This window comes from Streptomyces sp. NPDC003016 (assembly GCF_053591455.1).
Map to the genome: position 1 here is coordinate 22,369 of NZ_JBSFTV010000028.1, position 15,705 is coordinate 38,073.

Consider the following 15,705-nt stretch of genomic DNA (forward strand, 5'->3'; position numbering starts at 1 on the left):
CGCGGGCCGGGCGTAGGCTCGTTCCCGGGTAAGAATCGCCACGACGCTTAAGGAATCTCTGATGGAGCTCGGTCTCGTCGGCCTCGGCAAAATGGGCGGCAACATGCGGGAGCGCATCCGCCGCGCAGGCCACACCGTCATCGGTTACGACCGCAATCCGGACGTCGCCGATGTGCACAGCCTCGAGGAGCTTGTGGCCAAGCTCAAGGGTCCGCGGGTCGTGTGGGTGATGGTTCCGGCCGGCGCCGCGACCCAGTCCACCGTGGACGAGCTGGCCGAGCTGCTGGAGCCCGGCGACGTGGTCGTGGACGGCGGGAACTCGCGCTGGACGGACGACGAGAAGCATGCGGCGGAGCTGGGTCTCAAGGGCATCGGGTTCGTCGACTGCGGCGTCTCCGGTGGTGTCTGGGGCCTGGAGAACGGTTACGCGCTGATGTACGGCGGCGACGCCGAGAACGTGGCGAAGGTGCAGCCGATCTTCGACGCGCTGAAGCCCGAGGGCGACTTCGGTTCGGTGCACGCGGGCAAGGTCGGCGCCGGCCACTTCGCGAAGATGGTTCACAACGGCATCGAGTACGCCATGATGCAGGCGTACGCCGAGGGCTGGGAGCTGCTGGAGAAGGTCGACTCCGTCACGGACGTGCGCGAGGTCTTCCGGTCCTGGCAGGAGGGCACGGTCATCCGTTCCTGGCTGCTGGACCTGGCGGTCAACGCCCTGGACGACGACGAGCACCTGGAGAAGCTCCGCGGGTTCGCGGCGGACTCGGGTGAGGGCCGCTGGACCGTCGAGGCCGCGATCGACAACGCCGTGCCGCTGCCGGCGATCACCGCTTCGCTGTTCGCGCGGTTCGCGTCGCGTCAGGACGACTCCCCGCAGATGAAGATGATCGCTGCCCTGCGCAACCAGTTCGGTGGTCACGCGGTCGAGTCGAAGAAGTAGTTCAGAGCTGGAAGAAGGTCGGCGTACACCATGCATGTCACGCATCTGTCGCTGGCCGACTTCCGCTCGTACGCCCGGGTCGAAGTTCCTCTCGATCCGGGCGTCACTGCTTTTGTGGGGTCGAACGGGCAGGGCAAGACGAACCTGGTCGAGGCGGTCGGTTATCTCGCGACGCTCGGCAGTCACCGGGTGTCTTCGGATGCGCCGCTGGTGCGGATGGGTGCGGAGCGGGCTGTCATCCGGGCCGCCGTGACGCAGGGCGAGCGGCAGCAGCTGGTGGAGCTCGAGCTGAATCCGGGCCGGGCGAATCGTGCGCGTATCAACAGGTCTTCGCAGGTCAGGCCGCGTGATGTGCTGGGGATCGTACGGACGGTGCTGTTCGCGCCGGAGGATCTGGCCCTGGTGAAGGGTGATCCGGGTGAGCGGCGGCGGTTCCTCGACGAGCTGATCACGGCGCGCTCGCCGCGGATGGCGGGAGTGCGGTCGGACTACGAGCGGGTGCTGAAGCAGCGGAACACGCTCTTGAAGTCGGCGGCGATGGCGCGCAGGCACGGCGGGCGTTCGATGGACATGTCGACGCTGGACGTGTGGGACCAGCATCTGGGTCAGGTCGGCGCGGAGCTGCTGGCGCAGCGGCTGGATCTGATCGCGACGCTGCAGCCGCTGGCGGACAAGGCGTACGAGCAGCTGGCGCCGGGCGGGGGGCCGGTGTTGTTGGAGTACCGGAGTTCGGTCGGTGAGGGTGCCGGGGCGGCGCGGTCGCGTGAGGAGCTGTACGGGCAGCTGATCGAGGCGCTGGCGGGTGCGCGGAAGCAGGAGATCGAGCGGGGTGTGACGCTGGTGGGTCCGCACCGGGACGATCTGGTGCTGAAGCTGGGCCAGCTGCCGGCGAAGGGCTATGCGAGTCATGGTGAGTCCTGGTCGTACGCGCTGTCGTTGCGGCTCGCTTCGTACGACTTGTTGCGGTCCGAGGGCAATGAGCCGGTGCTGGTGCTCGACGATGTTTTCGCGGAGCTGGACGCGCGGCGCCGGGAGCGGCTGGCGGAGCTGGTGGCGCCGGGTGAGCAGGTGCTGGTGACGGCTGCGGTGGACGACGATGTGCCGGGGGTGCTGGCGGGCGCGCGGTGTGTGGTGGCCGGTGGCGAGGTGGTGCGGGTATGACGGGTGCGAGCGGGGAGTTTCCGCGGCAGCCGAAGGTGCCCGAGCCGTCCGGGGTGGATCTGGCGCGGGTGGCGTTGCGGGCGGCGAAGGAGCAGGCGCGGGCCCGGGGTGCGGCGGCGCAGCAGAGGACGCAGGCCAGGCGTGGGGGTGGGTTGCGGTCGGGGGCGGGGGCGGACGGTCGTGATCCGTTGGCGTTGGGTGCGGCGCTGGACCGGTTGAAGACGGAGCGCGGCTGGGAGATGCCGATGGCGGTCGGCGGGGTGATGGGCCGGTGGCCGGAGATCATGGGCGGGGATCTGGCGAATCACTGTGTGCCGCAGCGTTATGACGAGGACGAGCGGGTTCTCACGGTGCAGTGCGATTCGACGGCGTGGGCGACGCAGTTGCGGCTCATGCAGCGGGAGTTGCTGACACGGCTGAACAAGGATCTGGGCCGGGACACGGTGCGGATGATCAAGATCTGGGGGCCGGGTGGTCCGCCGCGTCGTTTCGGTGCTCTGCGGGCTCCGGGGAGTACGGGTCCCGGGGACACCTACGGCTGAGAAGCGGGCGTACGCGTGAGGTGTCGCTCACGGTGGGAGGTGCTTGACAGCTGGAAGCGCTCAATGCCCGCGTGAGCCTCTTGGAGCCCCTTCCCGGATATGGGGAGTCGGACGGCGCCGGTTCAGGTCGGCACATGGGGACTCAGGTACCGGCAAACCCCCATGAGTGTCTGCGCTACCGGTAGACTGGTAAAGAATCCCGCCCGCGTGCGGGACACGTCGACTTATACAGAACGACGCAGCCGGTCCCGTTTGTCGCGGTTTCGGCTCGTGCTGTGCCAGAAAGGGCGCTTCGTGGCCGATTCCGGCGACCCCAACGAGAACATTCCGTCCACTGCTGTCGCGGGCGGCGAGGGTGCCGTCTCGGCGGCCTACGACGCCAGCGCGATTACCGTGCTCGAGGGCCTGGACGCGGTCCGCAAGCGCCCCGGTATGTACATCGGCTCGACCGGTGAGCGTGGTCTTCATCACCTTGTGCAAGAGGTCGTCGACAACTCGGTCGACGAGGCTCTGGCCGGGCATGCGGACATGATCGATGTCACGATCCTGCCGGACGGCGGGGTGCGTGTGATCGACAACGGCCGTGGTATCCCGGTGGACATCGTGCCGTCCGAGAACAAGCCGGCCGTCGAGGTCGTGCTGACCGTCCTGCACGCGGGCGGCAAGTTCGGCGGTGGCGGCTACGCCGTCTCCGGCGGTCTGCACGGTGTCGGCGTCTCTGTCGTGAACGCGCTGTCGACGAGGGTGTCCGTCGAGGTCAGGCGTGACGGCTACCGCTGGACGCAGGACTACAAGCTCGGTGTGCCGACAGCGCCGCTGGCCCGGAACGAGGCCACGGAGGAGACCGGTACTACGGTCACTTTCTGGGCCGATCCGGACATTTTTGAGACGACTGACTACTCCTTCGAGACGCTGTCGCGGCGTTTCCAGGAGATGGCGTTCCTCAACAAGGGCCTGACGCTGAAGCTCACCGACGAGCGGGAGTCCGCGAAGGCGGTGTCCGGGGCGGACACGGCCGACGGTACGGACGACGACCAGGCGCTTTCGGTCATGTACCACTACGAGGACGGCATCGTCGACTTCGTGAAGTACCTGAATTCGCGCAAGGGTGAGCTGATTCACCCGACCGTCATCGACGTCGAGGCCGAGGACAAGGAGCGCATGCTCTCGGTCGAGATCGCGATGCAGTGGAACTCGCAGTACACCGAGGGTGTGTACTCCTTCGCGAACACGATCCACACGCATGAGGGCGGTACGCACGAGGAGGGCTTCCGTGCGGCGATGACGGGTCTGGTGAACCGTTACGCGCGCGAGAAGAAGTTCCTGCGCGAGAAGGACGACAACCTCGCCGGTGAGGACATCCGCGAGGGTCTGACGGCGATCATCTCGGTGAAGCTGGGCGAACCGCAGTTCGAGGGCCAGACGAAGACCAAGCTGGGCAACACGGAGGCGAAGACCTTCGTGCAGAAGGTCGTGCACGAGCACCTCAACGACTGGTTCGACCGCAATCCGAACGAGGCCGCGGACATCATCCGCAAGGCGATCCAGGCGGCCACGGCGCGGGTCGCGGCCCGCAAGGCGCGCGATCTGACGCGTCGCAAGGGTCTGCTGGAGTCGGCGTCGCTGCCGGGCAAGCTCAGTGACTGCCAGTCGAACGACCCGGCGAACTGCGAGATCTTCATCGTCGAGGGTGACTCGGCCGGTGGTTCGGCGAAGTCGGGCCGTAACCCGATGTACCAGGCCATCCTGCCGATCCGCGGCAAGATCCTGAACGTCGAGAAGGCGCGGATCGACAAGATTCTTCAGAACACCGAGGTGCAGGCGCTGATCTCGGCGTTCGGCACGGGTGTGCACGAGGACTTCGACATCGAGAAGCTCCGCTATCACAAGATCATTCTGATGGCGGACGCCGACGTCGACGGTCAGCACATCAACACGCTGCTGCTGACGTTCCTGTTCCGCTTCATGCGGCCGCTGGTCGAGGCGGGACACGTGTACCTGTCGCGTCCGCCGCTGTTCAAGATCAAGTGGGGCCGGGACGACTTCGAGTACGCGTACTCGGACCGTGAGCGCGACGCGCTCGTCGAACTCGGCAAGCAGAACGGCAAGCGGGTGCGGGACGACTCGATCCAGCGCTTCAAGGGTCTCGGCGAGATGAACGCCGAGGAGCTGCGCATCACCACGATGGACGTGGACCACCGGGTTCTCGGCCAGGTGACCCTGGATGACGCGGCGCAGGCCGACGACCTGTTCTCGGTGCTGATGGGTGAGGACGTCGAGGCGCGGCGCTCGTTCATCCAGCGCAACGCCAAGGACGTCCGCTTCCTCGACATCTGAGTCGGCCGTGCAAGCCCACCAGCCGCAGCTCGAAAGGACTTTGACCAGCAATGGCCGATGAGAACACCCCTGTCCCCGTGACGCCCGAAGAGGTGCCGCCCGTCGAGGGCGTGGGCATGCGTGTCGAGCCCGTGGGGCTCGAGACGGAGATGCAGCGTTCGTACCTCGACTACGCGATGTCCGTCATCGTGTCGCGTGCGCTGCCCGACGTGCGGGACGGTCTCAAGCCCGTGCACCGTCGTGTGCTGTACGCGATGTACGACGGCGGTTACCGGCCCGAGAAGGGCTTCTACAAGTGCGCCCGTGTCGTCGGTGACGTCATGGGTACGTACCACCCGCACGGCGACTCCTCGATCTACGACGCCCTGGTGCGCCTGGCGCAGCACTGGTCGATGCGCATGCCGCTGGTGGACTCCAACGGCAACTTCGGCTCTCCGGGCAACGACCCGGCCGCGGCGATGCGGTACACCGAGTGCAAGATGATGCCGCTGGCCATGGAGATGGTCCGCGACATCGACGAGGAGACCGTCGACTTCCAGGACAACTACGACGGCCGCAACCAGGAGCCGACGGTCCTGCCGGCGCGCTTCCCGAACCTGCTGATCAACGGTTCGGCGGGTATCGCGGTCGGTATGGCCACCAACATCCCGCCGCACAACCTGCGGGAGGTGGCGGCCGGTGCGCAGTGGTTCCTGGAGAACCCGGACGCGGGCCACGAGGAGCTCCTGGACGCGCTGATGGAGCGCATCAAGGGCCCCGACTTCCCGACCGGTGCGCTGGTGGTGGGCCGCAAGGGCATCGAGGAGGCGTACCGGACGGGCCGCGGCTCGATCACGATGCGCGCGGTGGTGGCGGTCGAGGAGATCCAGAACCGCCAGTGCCTGGTGGTCACGGAGCTTCCGTACCAGACCAACCCGGACAACCTGGCGCAGAAGATCGCCGACCTGGTGAAGGACGGCAAGGTCGGCGGCATCGCGGACGTCCGTGACGAGACCTCGTCGCGTACGGGTCAGCGCCTGGTCATCGTGCTGAAGCGGGACGCGGTCGCGAAGGTCGTCCTGAACAACCTGTACAAGCACACCGACCTCCAGACGAACTTCGGCGCCAACATGCTGGCGCTCGTCGACGGCGTGCCGCGCACGCTGTCGCTGGACGCGTTCATCCGCCACTGGGTGACGCACCAGATCGAGGTCATCGTCCGGCGTACGCGCTTCCGTCTGCGCAAGGCGGAGGAGCGGGCGCACATCCTGCGCGGTCTGCTCAAGGCGCTGGACGCGATCGACGAGGTCATCGCGCTGATCCGGCGCAGCCAGACCGTGGATGTGGCGCGCGAGGGCCTGATGGGCCTGCTGTCGATCGACGAGATCCAGGCGAACGCGATCCTGGAGATGCAGCTGCGCCGGCTGGCGGCGCTGGAGCGTCAGAAGATCGTCGCGGAGCACGACGAGCTCCAGGCGAAGATCAACGGGTACAACGCGATCCTCTCCTCGCCGGAGCGCCAGCGGCAGATCATCAGTGAGGAACTGGCGGCGATCGTCGACAAGTTCGGTGACGACCGGCGTTCCAAGCTGGTGCCCTTCGACGGTGACATGTCCATCGAGGACCTGATCGCCGAGGAGGACATCGTCGTCACGATCACGCGTGGCGGCTATGTGAAGCGTACGAAGACGGACGACTACCGGTCGCAGAAGCGCGGCGGCAAGGGCGTGCGCGGTGCGAAGCTGAAGGAAGACGACATCGTCGACCACTTCTTCGTTTCGACGACGCACCACTGGCTGCTGTTCTTCACGAACAAGGGCCGGGTGTACCGGGCGAAGGCGTACGAGCTGCCCGACGCCGGCCGGGACGCGCGCGGCCAGCATGTCGCGAACCTGCTCGCTTTCCAGCCGGACGAGCAGATCGCGCAGATCCTGGCGATCCGTGACTACGACGCGGCGCCGTATCTGATCCTGGCCACCAAGGGCGGCCTGGTGAAGAAGACGCCGCTGAAGGACTACGACTCGCCGCGTTCGGGCGGTGTCATCGCGATCAATCTGCGGGAGACCGCGGACGGCGGTGACGACGAGCTGATCGGCGCGGAGCTGGTGTCGGCCGAGGACGATCTGCTGCTGGTCAGCAAGAAGGCGCAGTCGATCCGGTTCACGGCGACCGACGAGGCGCTGCGGCCGATGGGGCGTGCGACTTCCGGTGTGAAGGGGATGAGTTTCCGCGAAGGGGACGAACTGCTCTCGATGAATGTCGTGCGGGCCGGTACGTTCGTCTTCACTGCCACCGATGGCGGGTACGCGAAGCGGACCCCCGTCGACGAGTACCGCGTTCAGGGTCGTGGCGGCCTGGGTATCAAGGCCGCCAAGATCGTGGAGGACCGCGGCTCACTGGTCGGCGCGCTGGTGGTCGAGGAGACGGACGAGATCCTCGCCATCACGCTCGGCGGTGGTGTGATTCGTACGCGAGTCAACGAAGTCAGGGAGACGGGCCGTGACACCATGGGCGTCCAACTGATCAACCTGGGCAAGCGCGATGCCGTCGTCGGTATCGCGCGCAACGCCGAGGCCGGTCGTGAGGCTGAAGAGGTCGAGGGTCCCGAAGGGGACGATGTCGACGCGGCCGATGTCGACGGGGCCGAAGGCGTCGCGGTCGAGGTTGCCGAATCCGTCGAGGGCGCTGTGCCCTCATCCGCCGAGGGCGCTGCGCCTTCGGCCGGGCAGCACGAGGAGTAAAGCGTGAGTGGAGCCACGGGCGCCGGAGCGGCCGCTTCCGAATCTGGGGCACCCGGTGACCGTGGCTCTGCCACGGACTCCAAGGGGGGGACTGTGACCGATACGCGGGGGCCTCAGCCTCAGGGGTACGACGGGCGCGCGAGCGGGCCGTTGCCCGGTGAGCGTGAGCCGCAGGGGCAGGGCCAGGCAGCGCAGCCGTATCACCCGCCGCAGGCGTATCCGTCGCCCGAGGGCGGCGCCGCGCAGGGCGGGCAGCAGCCGGGTGTCGCCGCGGTGCGTCTGCCGCGGACCGGGGCGCGTACGACGCCGCGTACGCGCAAGGCGAGGCTGCGGGTGGCCAAGGCCGACCCGTGGTCGGTGATGAAGGTGAGCTTCCTGCTCTCCATCGCGCTGGGCATCTGCACGGTGGTGGCCGCCGCGGTGCTGTGGATGGTCATGGACGCGATGGGCGTCTTCTCCACGGTGGGCGGGACGATCAGCGAGGCGACGGGCTCCAATGAGAGCAACGGCTTCGACCTGCAGTCCTTCCTTTCGCTGCCGCGCGTGCTGATCTTCACGTCGGTCATCGCGATGATCGACGTGGTGCTCGCTACGGCGCTCGCGACGCTGGGTGCGTTCATCTACAACCTGTCGGCGGGCTTCGTCGGCGGCGTCGAGCTGACGCTCGCCGAGGACGAGTAGGCGGCCGGCGGAACCGATTTTGGTACTGCCCCCGAGGTGCGCTAATCTTCAGGGGCAGCGCGGGGCTATAGCTCAGTTGGTTAGAGCGCATCCCTGATAAGGATGAGGCCACAGGTTCAAATCCTGTTAGCCCCACCGCGGACCTGAAAAGGTCGAAGGCCCGGCAGATCGAAAGATCTGCCGGGCCTTCTGCATTTCACCCGCCCATTCCGTAATGACGTGTACGCGTCGGGGTGGTGCGGGGGTGGATCGACTGCTGTGTGCCACGCCTCAGTTGGGTGGGAACTAGGTCACCGATCGATATCGGTCGGTGTGTATAGTCGGGCGCCAGAAGTCCCCTACGTCAAGGAAAGACGAGGTCGCGCGGTGAAGAAGCTTCTCCTGGTCGCACTGGCCGCCATCGGCGGGCTCCTCGTGTACCGCCAGATCCAGGCGGATCGCGCCGAGCAGGATCTGTGGACGGAGGCGACTGACTCCGTGCCCGCAGGTTCGGGTGTGTGAGACCCAGTAGTCCCAACACGGGCCCCGGTCGCTGAGCGGCCGGGGTTCTGTGCTGTCCGGGGGACGGCTGAACGGGTTGCGGCGAGTCGTCGCGGAGCTGTCACGCGTTTGCCCCTGGCCCCCGGGCTCCTCCCGGGACCCCTGGATTCGCCTAAGTGAATCCGTTGATCGCGGAAGCAGAAACACCGGGGCGGGGCGTACGCGGTGCGACCGGTGGCTCACGCAGACAGCACCGGGGCCGGCGGGGCAGGATGGTCGGGCACTGCGGACGACGAGGGGTGGCGCGTGATGAGGCGGCGCAGCATGGGCAGGGTGGCGCTCGGCGCGGTGGCGGCGCTGTGTGGGGTGGTGGCGCTGCCGGCGCAGGCCCGGGCGGCGGGTGAGCCCGGCCCGTACGCCTACGGACCGAGGGCGAAGCCGGTCGAGGGAGCGGTGGTCAGTACCGACGCCGAGCGGCTGGAGCCGGGCGGGACGTACCGGGACTCGATCGAGCCGGGTGGCAGGCTCTTCTACCGGCTGGAACTCGACGCGAAGTCCAACGCGTATGTGTCGGCGACGGCCGTGCCGGTGCCGGGCACGAAGGTCGCGTACGCCGACGAGCTCAAGGTGACGCTGCAGGACCGCGACGGCAACTCGTGCAACTACAACACCGCGCGGTTCGGCTCCGCGGAGTTCGCGCGGCCGATCGGGACGTACGCCCACCGGACCGTCGAGGAGGACGCCTCCTGCCAGGCGGCCGACACGTACTTCGTCCTCGTCGAGCGGACCGGCGCGGACACCTCGTCGAGCGAGCCGTGGGAGCTGGAGATCCGTCACCTGACGGAGCCCCGGGTGAAGGCGGGCGGGGCGACGGCGGCGCCCGAGAACTGGCCCAGCAGCTCACCCGCGCCGCCCGGTGGCGAGCCCCGGGAGCGCAGGGGCGGGACGAGTTTCTTCAACGCGCCCGGGCTCGGACAGGGCGAGTGGCGGGACAGGATCAAGCCCGGCGAGACGCTGTTCTACAAGGTGCCGGTCGACTGGGGGCAGCAGCTGTCCGCCAGTGCGGACCTCGGCAGCGCGGCCGGCGAGGGGTATGTGTCCAACGCGCTCACCATGGCGCTGTACAACCCGGCGCGGGGGCTCGTCGACAGTGCGACCGACGTGTCGTACGACGGCAGGCAGAAGTCGTCCGTACTGGATCCGCTGCCGCCCGTGGCGTACGAGAACCGCTTCGAATCGTCGGATTCCGTCAACGGGATGCGGTTCGCGGGCTGGTACTACCTGAGAGTCAGTCTGAGCCCGCGGGTCGGGAAGGAGTTCGGGCCGCAGGCCCTCGGGCTCTCCCTGCGGCTGAACATCGAGGACGGCAAGGGGAAGGGCGCCCCCGGTTACGCGGGGCCTGCCGGTGAATTCCAGGTCACCGACGAGGACCTGAGCGCGGCGGAGAGCGGACAGAGCACCTCCGCGGCGGCGAGGAGCGCCACGATGCGGCTCATCGGGGCGTCCGGGATCGGTGCGGGCACCGTGCTGGTGCTCGGGCTCGGGGTGTGGACCCTCGTCGCCAGGCGGCGCGCGGCGGCAGGGCCGCGGCCTGCGGGGCCCGGTGGGGGCCTCGGTGCGGGGCCGGGTGCCGGTCCGGGTGACGGCCCGGTCCACGACAGCGAGGCGCCTGCGCGGTACGGGCCGCCTGCCGCCCGGTAGGCGGCCCCGGCCCTGAGCCGGTCAGCTCTGCGTCAGAGCCCAGATGCCCACCGCGAAGCAGACCAGCGCCAGCAGCAGCACCGGGACCGTCACCTTCGGGGGCGGTCCCGGCCGCCTGTGCGGGGCCTGGTCGGGGGTGTGGGCGCCTTGCGGGGCCGGCGAGGCACGGGGAGCCGGAGTGGGAACCTCCGGGCCGTGAGCGGTGCAGGGACGAGTAAGGACTTGTTCGTACTGCGCCGCGCCCATGGGGGCCTGGGAGGGGCCCTGCGCCGCGCCGGGGAGGGGGGAGGCCGCATGCGCGGACGCGAGGACGGGCGGGGACGCCGGTGCGGGTGCCGGCAGGGGTCCCGGCGCGGGGGGAACCGACGGCTGCGCCGCCGGGGACGGCAGTGGGGGCTGCCGCTGCGGCGGAGGCGCGAGGTGGAAGCTGCCCGTCTCCGACATGGAGGACGGCTGCCGCTGTACGGGCTGCGCCTGCTGGCGGCCCTGCCGGTGGTCCTGGTGGCGGCCGTCCTGTACGGAATCCTGGGGGCCGGGAGCGGGCGCCGAAGGCCCTTGTGGGCCGAAGCCGGGCGGGAGCGGGCCGATCTGGTCGAAGACTTCCACCGGCTCCTGATCGGGGGCCGGTCCGGGGAGCATCTCGACGGCGGCGGTCAGCGCCTTGCGCGCACCCGTCGCCGTACGGAACCTGGCCTGCGGGTCGGGCTGCAGCATCCCGGCGACGACCTGCCACAGCGGCTCCGGGACGCCCTGCGGGGCGCCCGGTGTGCCGTGCGTGGCGAAGTGCTCCACCAGGGCCCGGGAGTCGGGTTTCCGGCCCTGCACCAGGTAGAGGGCGACCAGGCCGACCGCGAACAGGTCGGCCGGGAAGTCCGGCTCAGCGCCCATCATCTGCTCGGGCGCGAAGTAGCCGGGCGTTCCCACCACATAGTTGGTCTCGGTGAGGCGGGGCTCACCCTTGCGCATCGAGATGCCGAAGTCGGACAGCCGCAGGTGCGGCCGCCCGGTGCCGGTGGTCTCCAGCAGGATGTTGGCCGGCTTGATGTCGCGGTGCACGACGCCTTCCGCGTGCACGGCGCCGAGACCGGAGAGGAGCTGATCGAGAAGGGCGCAGACGAAGTGGGGCGGCAGCGGGCCGTAGTCCCCGATCACATGGGCCAGCGAGCCGCCGCTCACCAGATCCATGGTGAACAGCACCTTGTCGTCGTCCGCCGCCCAGCTGGCCGGGGCGAGGACATGGGGGTGGTCGATCCGCAGTGCCTGCTCGCGCACGAAGCGCAGCAGGGCGTGCGCGTCGCTCTGCTGAAGTACCTTGGCCGCCACGTACCGGCGGCGCCTGTGGTCCCACGACCGCCAGACGGCTCCTGCCCCACCGCGTCCGATCGGGTCGATCAGCTCGTACCGACCGGCGAAGACCTCACCCATTGTGTCGCGCCCGCTCCCCGGTCCGCTCGGATCAGCTCTGGTGCGCCTCGTAGTGGGCGACCGCGTCAGCGGTGCGTCCGGCGCCGTACACCCGGAGGAACTCTGCCAGTTCCGGGTGGGTCGGAGCGAGGGTGTCCGCCGCATCTATGATGTCGCCGGCCGCTGCCACCGAGCGCAGCAGCGACTGGATCTCGCGTACCACGCGGCGCACGGTCGGCGCTCCGGAACTCGCGTTGGTCTGGCTGGTGTTGTTGAGCACGGAGCCGCCCTGGGACTTCTTGATCTCTTCCATCCGGCCGGTGGCCTCGGCGGCGCTGACGCTGCCGTCGGCGACCTGGCCGGCCAGGTCCTGCAGCGCCTGGACACGCTGCACCACGGCCGGATTTCCGATCTTGGCGCGCTGGCCGCTCATCAGCTGGGACAGCATGGGCGCGGACAGCCCGAGCACCGCGGCGAGCCTGGCCTGGTTCAGGCCCAGGTCGTCGATCAGCCGACGGAAGAGCGCCCCCAACGGCTCCCCGTACCAACTGCGTTGAAGCTCTCTGGCTCTGGCCGTCGCCTCTTGCTGCGCTGTATCCATTGCGTCTCCCCTTCGCTGCTGCGAACCTCGCCGAGCATCTTACGGAGCGTGGTCGCGGACGGGGAGTCCCATATTTTTTTGCAGGATCCGGGGGGAGACCCGGTACTCTGTTCTGCGGCGGTGGCCACGGTGCGGTCCGACCGGTCACGTCCACCCGTCCCGGGGCCTTAGCTCAGTTGGTAGAGCGCTGCCTTTGCAAGGCAGATGTCAGGAGTTCGAATCTCCTAGGCTCCACACCGCAGATGCCCCTCTCGCCTGTTTCCGCAGGCCAGAGGGGCATTTTTGATACGTGGACCATCTTCGGCCGCAGCCGGACGCAGCGCACGGGTGCCGGGCGGCCCGAAGACCGCCCGGCACCCGTGCACTGCGTGTGTACGTCCGGCCCGTGGAGCCGGGACGTCAGTTGTCCTTCTTGTCGCGCTCCGCCGTCCCGGCTTCGGCCTCGGCCTGCTTGGCCTCGACCTCCGGGTCCAGCGCCGCCTCGCCGCTGCCGTCGACCGACGTCAGCGGCGCGCGGTCCGCGACCTCGGTGGCGGCAGGGGGCTCGACCAGCCAGTCCGGGTTGGCCTGCTTGTCCCACCACTTCCAGGCCGCGAAAGCGCCGCCCGCCACCATGCCGAGGACCGCGAGGCCCTTGACCACCCGGCCGGCCCGGGCCCGCCGCTCATGCTTCTTGACGAGCTTGCGGAGTTCCTTCTGCGTGATCTGTCCGCGCAGTGCGGCCACGGCGGCCGCACTGCGCGCGGCTGCCTGCTCGCGGACGGGCTGGGCGGCCGCCATCGCGTGTTCCACGCGTGGCACGGTGTAGTCGGCGGCCTGCCGGGCCGCCTGCCGGGTGCGTACGGCGGCCCGGTGCGCGGCCACGTCCACCTTCGGCGGGACGTGGGCACGGGCCTGCTCCACGCGCGGCGCCACATGCACGCCGTACTGGGTACGGGCCTGGCGGGCTGCCTGGGAGACCTTGGGCGCCAGCCGTACGCGGGCGTCGTGTGCGTATTGCGCGGCCTGTTCCTTGGCCGTACCGGCGTAGGGCGCCACCACTTCCGCGGCGTGCAGCACGCTTTCCTTCGCCGATTCGGATGCGGCGCGCACGCTGTCGATGCGGGTCACTGGATCCTCCTCCTTGGTGGCGTTTCGCTATATCGCCTATCCACACATGCCGAAATCATGCCTCTGGGGGGTCATCACGGCACGTGCGGGCGGGCATCCGGGTCATGGGCGACGACTCGGGGCGATCTCAGGGCAATGCTGTGCAAGGGGAACCTTCGCACGACAATGCCACGCTTCGCCGTCTCGCGTGCCGGTTCGGCGGTTACTCGTCGCAAACCGGTCCGTGGGAGGATCGGGAGCCGTCAGTGAAGACTTATGGAAGGCAGAACGTGGCCGAGCAGCTCTACGCCACCCTGAAGACCAACCGGGGCGACATTCAGATCCGGCTTCTGCCGAACCACGCGCCGAAGACGGTCGAGAACTTCGTCGGACTCGCCCGGGGCGAGCGGGAGTGGACGAACCCGGAGACCGGCCGCAAGACCACGGACCGGCTGTACGACGGCACCGTCTTCCACCGGGTGATCAGTGACTTCATGATCCAGGGCGGCGACCCGCTGGGCAACGGCACGGGCGGCCCGGGCTACGAGTTCCCGGACGAGTTCCACCCCGATCTCGCCTTCGACCGGCCCTACCTGCTGGCGATGGCCAACGCGGGGCCGGGCACCAACGGCTCGCAGTTCTTCATCACCGTGTCGCCGACGATGTGGCTGACGCGCAAGCACACCATCTTCGGCGAGGTCACCGACCCCGCGAGCCGGAAGGTCGTGGACGACATCGCGACCACGGAGACCAACGCGCGCACCCACCGTCCGGTCAGGGACGTCGTCATCGAGTCGGTCGTCGTCGAGACCCGCTGAGGCCGTCAGGAGCCGCAGAGGCCACAGGGACCCGGTGGCCGGGAACCAAACCGCCCCGCCCGTCCGTACTGGATAGGCGGGGTGGCGCGCTGAGCGGAGCCGCACTGCCAAGAGTCACACCTAGGGAGCTGGGGACGGACCGATGGATCACTGCTACCGGCACCCGGACCGTGAGACGGGCATCCGCTGCACGCGCTGCGAGCGACCGGTCTGCCCGGAGTGCATGATCAGCGCGTCGGTCGGTTTCCAGTGCCCCGACTGTGTCCGCGAAGGATCGGGTACGGGCCACGCCCCGGACGCGAGCCGGCCGCGCACGCTGGCGGGGGGCGCCGTCGCCGCCGATCCGCGGCTGGTCACCAAGGTCCTGCTGGCCATCAACGTGGTGCTGTTCATCGCCGTGAGATCGCGCGAGGGGCTCGCCGCCGACCTCGCGCTGCTCGGTGCGTGGCCGCCCGAGACGTACCTGCCCCTCGAAGGCGTCGCGAGCGGCGAGTACTACCGGCTCCTCACGTCGATGTTCGCGCACCAGGAGGTCTGGCACATCGCGTTCAACATGTTGGGCCTGTGGTGGCTCGGCGGCCCGCTGGAGGCGGCGCTCGGCCGCGTCCGCTACCTGGCGCTCTACCTGATCTCCGGTCTGGCGGGCAGCGCGCTCACGTACCTGATCGCCGCCCCCTGGGAGGGCTCGCTCGGTGCTTCCGGCGCCATCTTCGGACTGCTCGGCGCGACCGCCGTCCTCATGCGCCGCATGAACTACGACATGAAGCCGGTTCTCGTGCTCCTCGCGCTGAACCTGTTCTTCACCTTCACCTGGCCGGACATCGCCTGGCAGGCGCACCTCGGCGGCCTCGCCGCCGGCACCCTCGTCGCGATCGCCCTGGTGCACGCTCCGCGCGAGCGCCGGGCACTGGTGCAGTACGGCGCCTGCGGGCTGGTCCTGCTCGTGACCGTCGTCCTGGTCCTGGCGAGAACAGCGATGCTCACCTGAGCGTCAGTAGCGTCGGTTGTCCACAGTGGGTGGTGAGGCTTGTGCACTCGTGCGGAAGAGCTCGGGAACAGCTGTGCCCCTCGTCGCTGAACTGGGTTTTCCCAGGCAGGGCAAGGGGCGACAGGAGGCGGGCTGTATGCCGTCGGGAAGCTCGGGCGGTCACGCCGTCATCAGCGACTCCGTGAGTTATCCACAGATCGTCTGACCTTTCCCCACCGTGTGGACAACGCTGTGGATAACCTC

The 15,705-nt window shown here is 68.8% G+C and carries 13 protein-coding genes and 2 tRNA genes; 12 read left to right on the plus strand and 3 right to left on the minus strand.

What is annotated here, in order from left to right:
• Positions 1-61: 61 nt before the first annotated feature.
• From gnd to ACWDZ4_RS23390, 9 genes are all read left to right on the plus strand, one after another.
• The gene (gene gnd / locus ACWDZ4_RS23350; protein WP_344495924.1) at positions 62-940 is read left to right on the plus strand and encodes a phosphogluconate dehydrogenase (NAD(+)-dependent, decarboxylating); all 879 of its coding nucleotides are present in this window, start codon (positions 62-64) and stop codon (positions 938-940) included.
• A gap of 30 nt (positions 941-970) precedes the next feature.
• On the plus strand, positions 971-2,101 hold the full coding sequence (gene recF, locus ACWDZ4_RS23355; protein ID WP_451510331.1) for a DNA replication/repair protein RecF: 1,131 nt from the start codon (positions 971-973) through the stop codon (positions 2,099-2,101).
• The gene (locus ACWDZ4_RS23360; protein WP_451510332.1) at positions 2,098-2,643 is read left to right on the plus strand and encodes a DUF721 domain-containing protein; all 546 of its coding nucleotides are present in this window, start codon (positions 2,098-2,100) and stop codon (positions 2,641-2,643) included. Before recF ends, ACWDZ4_RS23360 begins: the two co-directional genes overlap by 4 nt.
• Positions 2,644-2,913: 270 nt before the next feature.
• Positions 2,914-4,980 (plus strand): DNA topoisomerase (ATP-hydrolyzing) subunit B, encoded by a 2,067-nt coding sequence (gyrB, locus tag ACWDZ4_RS23365; protein ID WP_451510333.1) that lies wholly within the window; start codon positions 2,914-2,916, stop codon positions 4,978-4,980.
• Positions 4,981-5,030: 50 nt separating this feature from the next.
• On the plus strand, positions 5,031-7,700 hold the full coding sequence (gene gyrA / locus ACWDZ4_RS23370) for a DNA gyrase subunit A (RefSeq protein WP_451510334.1): 2,670 nt from the start codon (positions 5,031-5,033) through the stop codon (positions 7,698-7,700).
• A 93-nt stretch (positions 7,701-7,793) separates the two neighbouring features.
• Positions 7,794-8,381 carry a DUF3566 domain-containing protein gene (locus ACWDZ4_RS23375; RefSeq protein WP_451510335.1) on the plus strand — a complete coding sequence of 196 codons (588 nt, stop codon included), beginning with the start codon at positions 7,794-7,796 and terminating at the stop codon, positions 8,379-8,381.
• Positions 8,382-8,442: 61 nt separating this feature from the next.
• A tRNA-Ile gene (locus ACWDZ4_RS23380) sits at positions 8,443-8,516 on the plus strand.
• 231 nt (positions 8,517-8,747) lie between these two features.
• Positions 8,748-8,882, plus strand: coding sequence for a DLW-39 family protein (locus tag ACWDZ4_RS23385; protein WP_003958712.1), 135 nt, complete (start codon positions 8,748-8,750; stop codon positions 8,880-8,882).
• A 288-nt stretch (positions 8,883-9,170) separates the two neighbouring features.
• Positions 9,171-10,562 carry a hypothetical protein gene (locus ACWDZ4_RS23390; RefSeq protein ID WP_451510336.1) on the plus strand — a complete coding sequence of 464 codons (1,392 nt, stop codon included), beginning with the start codon at positions 9,171-9,173 and terminating at the stop codon, positions 10,560-10,562.
• Between the two features lie 21 nt (positions 10,563-10,583).
• Here the strand turns inward: ACWDZ4_RS23390 and ACWDZ4_RS23395 are convergent, their stop codons facing one another.
• Both ACWDZ4_RS23395 and ACWDZ4_RS23400 read right to left on the minus strand, forming a co-directional pair.
• On the minus strand, positions 10,584-11,987 hold the full coding sequence (locus tag ACWDZ4_RS23395; RefSeq protein ID WP_451510337.1) for a protein kinase domain-containing protein: 1,404 nt from the start codon (positions 11,985-11,987) through the stop codon (positions 10,584-10,586).
• Between the two features lie 31 nt (positions 11,988-12,018).
• Positions 12,019-12,567: a helix-turn-helix domain-containing protein gene (locus ACWDZ4_RS23400; RefSeq protein WP_451510338.1), complete on the minus strand. Its 549-nt coding sequence runs from the start codon at positions 12,565-12,567 to the stop codon at positions 12,019-12,021.
• A 161-nt stretch (positions 12,568-12,728) separates the two neighbouring features.
• Between ACWDZ4_RS23400 and ACWDZ4_RS23405 the strand changes: the two genes are divergently transcribed.
• Positions 12,729-12,801: transfer RNA gene (locus ACWDZ4_RS23405), tRNA-Ala, on the plus strand.
• Between the two features lie 165 nt (positions 12,802-12,966).
• On the opposite strand, the gene ACWDZ4_RS23410 is transcribed toward ACWDZ4_RS23405, so the two are convergent.
• On the minus strand, positions 12,967-13,677 hold the full coding sequence (locus ACWDZ4_RS23410; protein ID WP_451510339.1) for a DUF5324 family protein: 711 nt from the start codon (positions 13,675-13,677) through the stop codon (positions 12,967-12,969).
• A 269-nt stretch (positions 13,678-13,946) separates the two neighbouring features.
• Here ACWDZ4_RS23410 and ACWDZ4_RS23415 point away from each other — a divergent pair, with 269 nt between their 5' ends.
• Both ACWDZ4_RS23415 and ACWDZ4_RS23420 read left to right on the plus strand, forming a co-directional pair.
• Positions 13,947-14,474, plus strand: a complete 528-nt coding sequence (locus ACWDZ4_RS23415; protein WP_451510412.1) for a peptidylprolyl isomerase — start codon at positions 13,947-13,949, stop codon at positions 14,472-14,474.
• A 142-nt stretch (positions 14,475-14,616) separates the two neighbouring features.
• On the plus strand, positions 14,617-15,462 hold the full coding sequence (locus ACWDZ4_RS23420; RefSeq protein WP_451510340.1) for a rhomboid family intramembrane serine protease: 846 nt from the start codon (positions 14,617-14,619) through the stop codon (positions 15,460-15,462).
• Positions 15,463-15,705: the final 243 nt, after the last annotated feature.

What these genes read in the sequence shown, in the direction of transcription:
- gyrA (WP_451510334.1), top strand. Translation starts at nt 5,031, where the DNA reads ATGGCCGATGAGAACACCCCTGTCCCCGTGACGCCCGAAGAGGTGCCG.
- ACWDZ4_RS23395 (WP_451510337.1), bottom strand. Translation starts at nt 11,987, where the DNA reads ATGGGTGAGGTCTTCGCCGGTCGGTACGAGCTGATCGACCCGATCGGA.
- gnd (WP_344495924.1), top strand. Translation starts at nt 62, where the DNA reads ATGGAGCTCGGTCTCGTCGGCCTCGGCAAAATGGGCGGCAACATGCGG.
- ACWDZ4_RS23400 (WP_451510338.1), bottom strand. Translation starts at nt 12,567, where the DNA reads ATGGATACAGCGCAGCAAGAGGCGACGGCCAGAGCCAGAGAGCTTCAA.
- recF (WP_451510331.1), top strand. Translation starts at nt 971, where the DNA reads ATGCATGTCACGCATCTGTCGCTGGCCGACTTCCGCTCGTACGCCCGG.
- ACWDZ4_RS23360 (WP_451510332.1), top strand. Translation starts at nt 2,098, where the DNA reads ATGACGGGTGCGAGCGGGGAGTTTCCGCGGCAGCCGAAGGTGCCCGAG.
- ACWDZ4_RS23390 (WP_451510336.1), top strand. Translation starts at nt 9,171, where the DNA reads ATGAGGCGGCGCAGCATGGGCAGGGTGGCGCTCGGCGCGGTGGCGGCG.
- ACWDZ4_RS23420 (WP_451510340.1), top strand. Translation starts at nt 14,617, where the DNA reads ATGGATCACTGCTACCGGCACCCGGACCGTGAGACGGGCATCCGCTGC.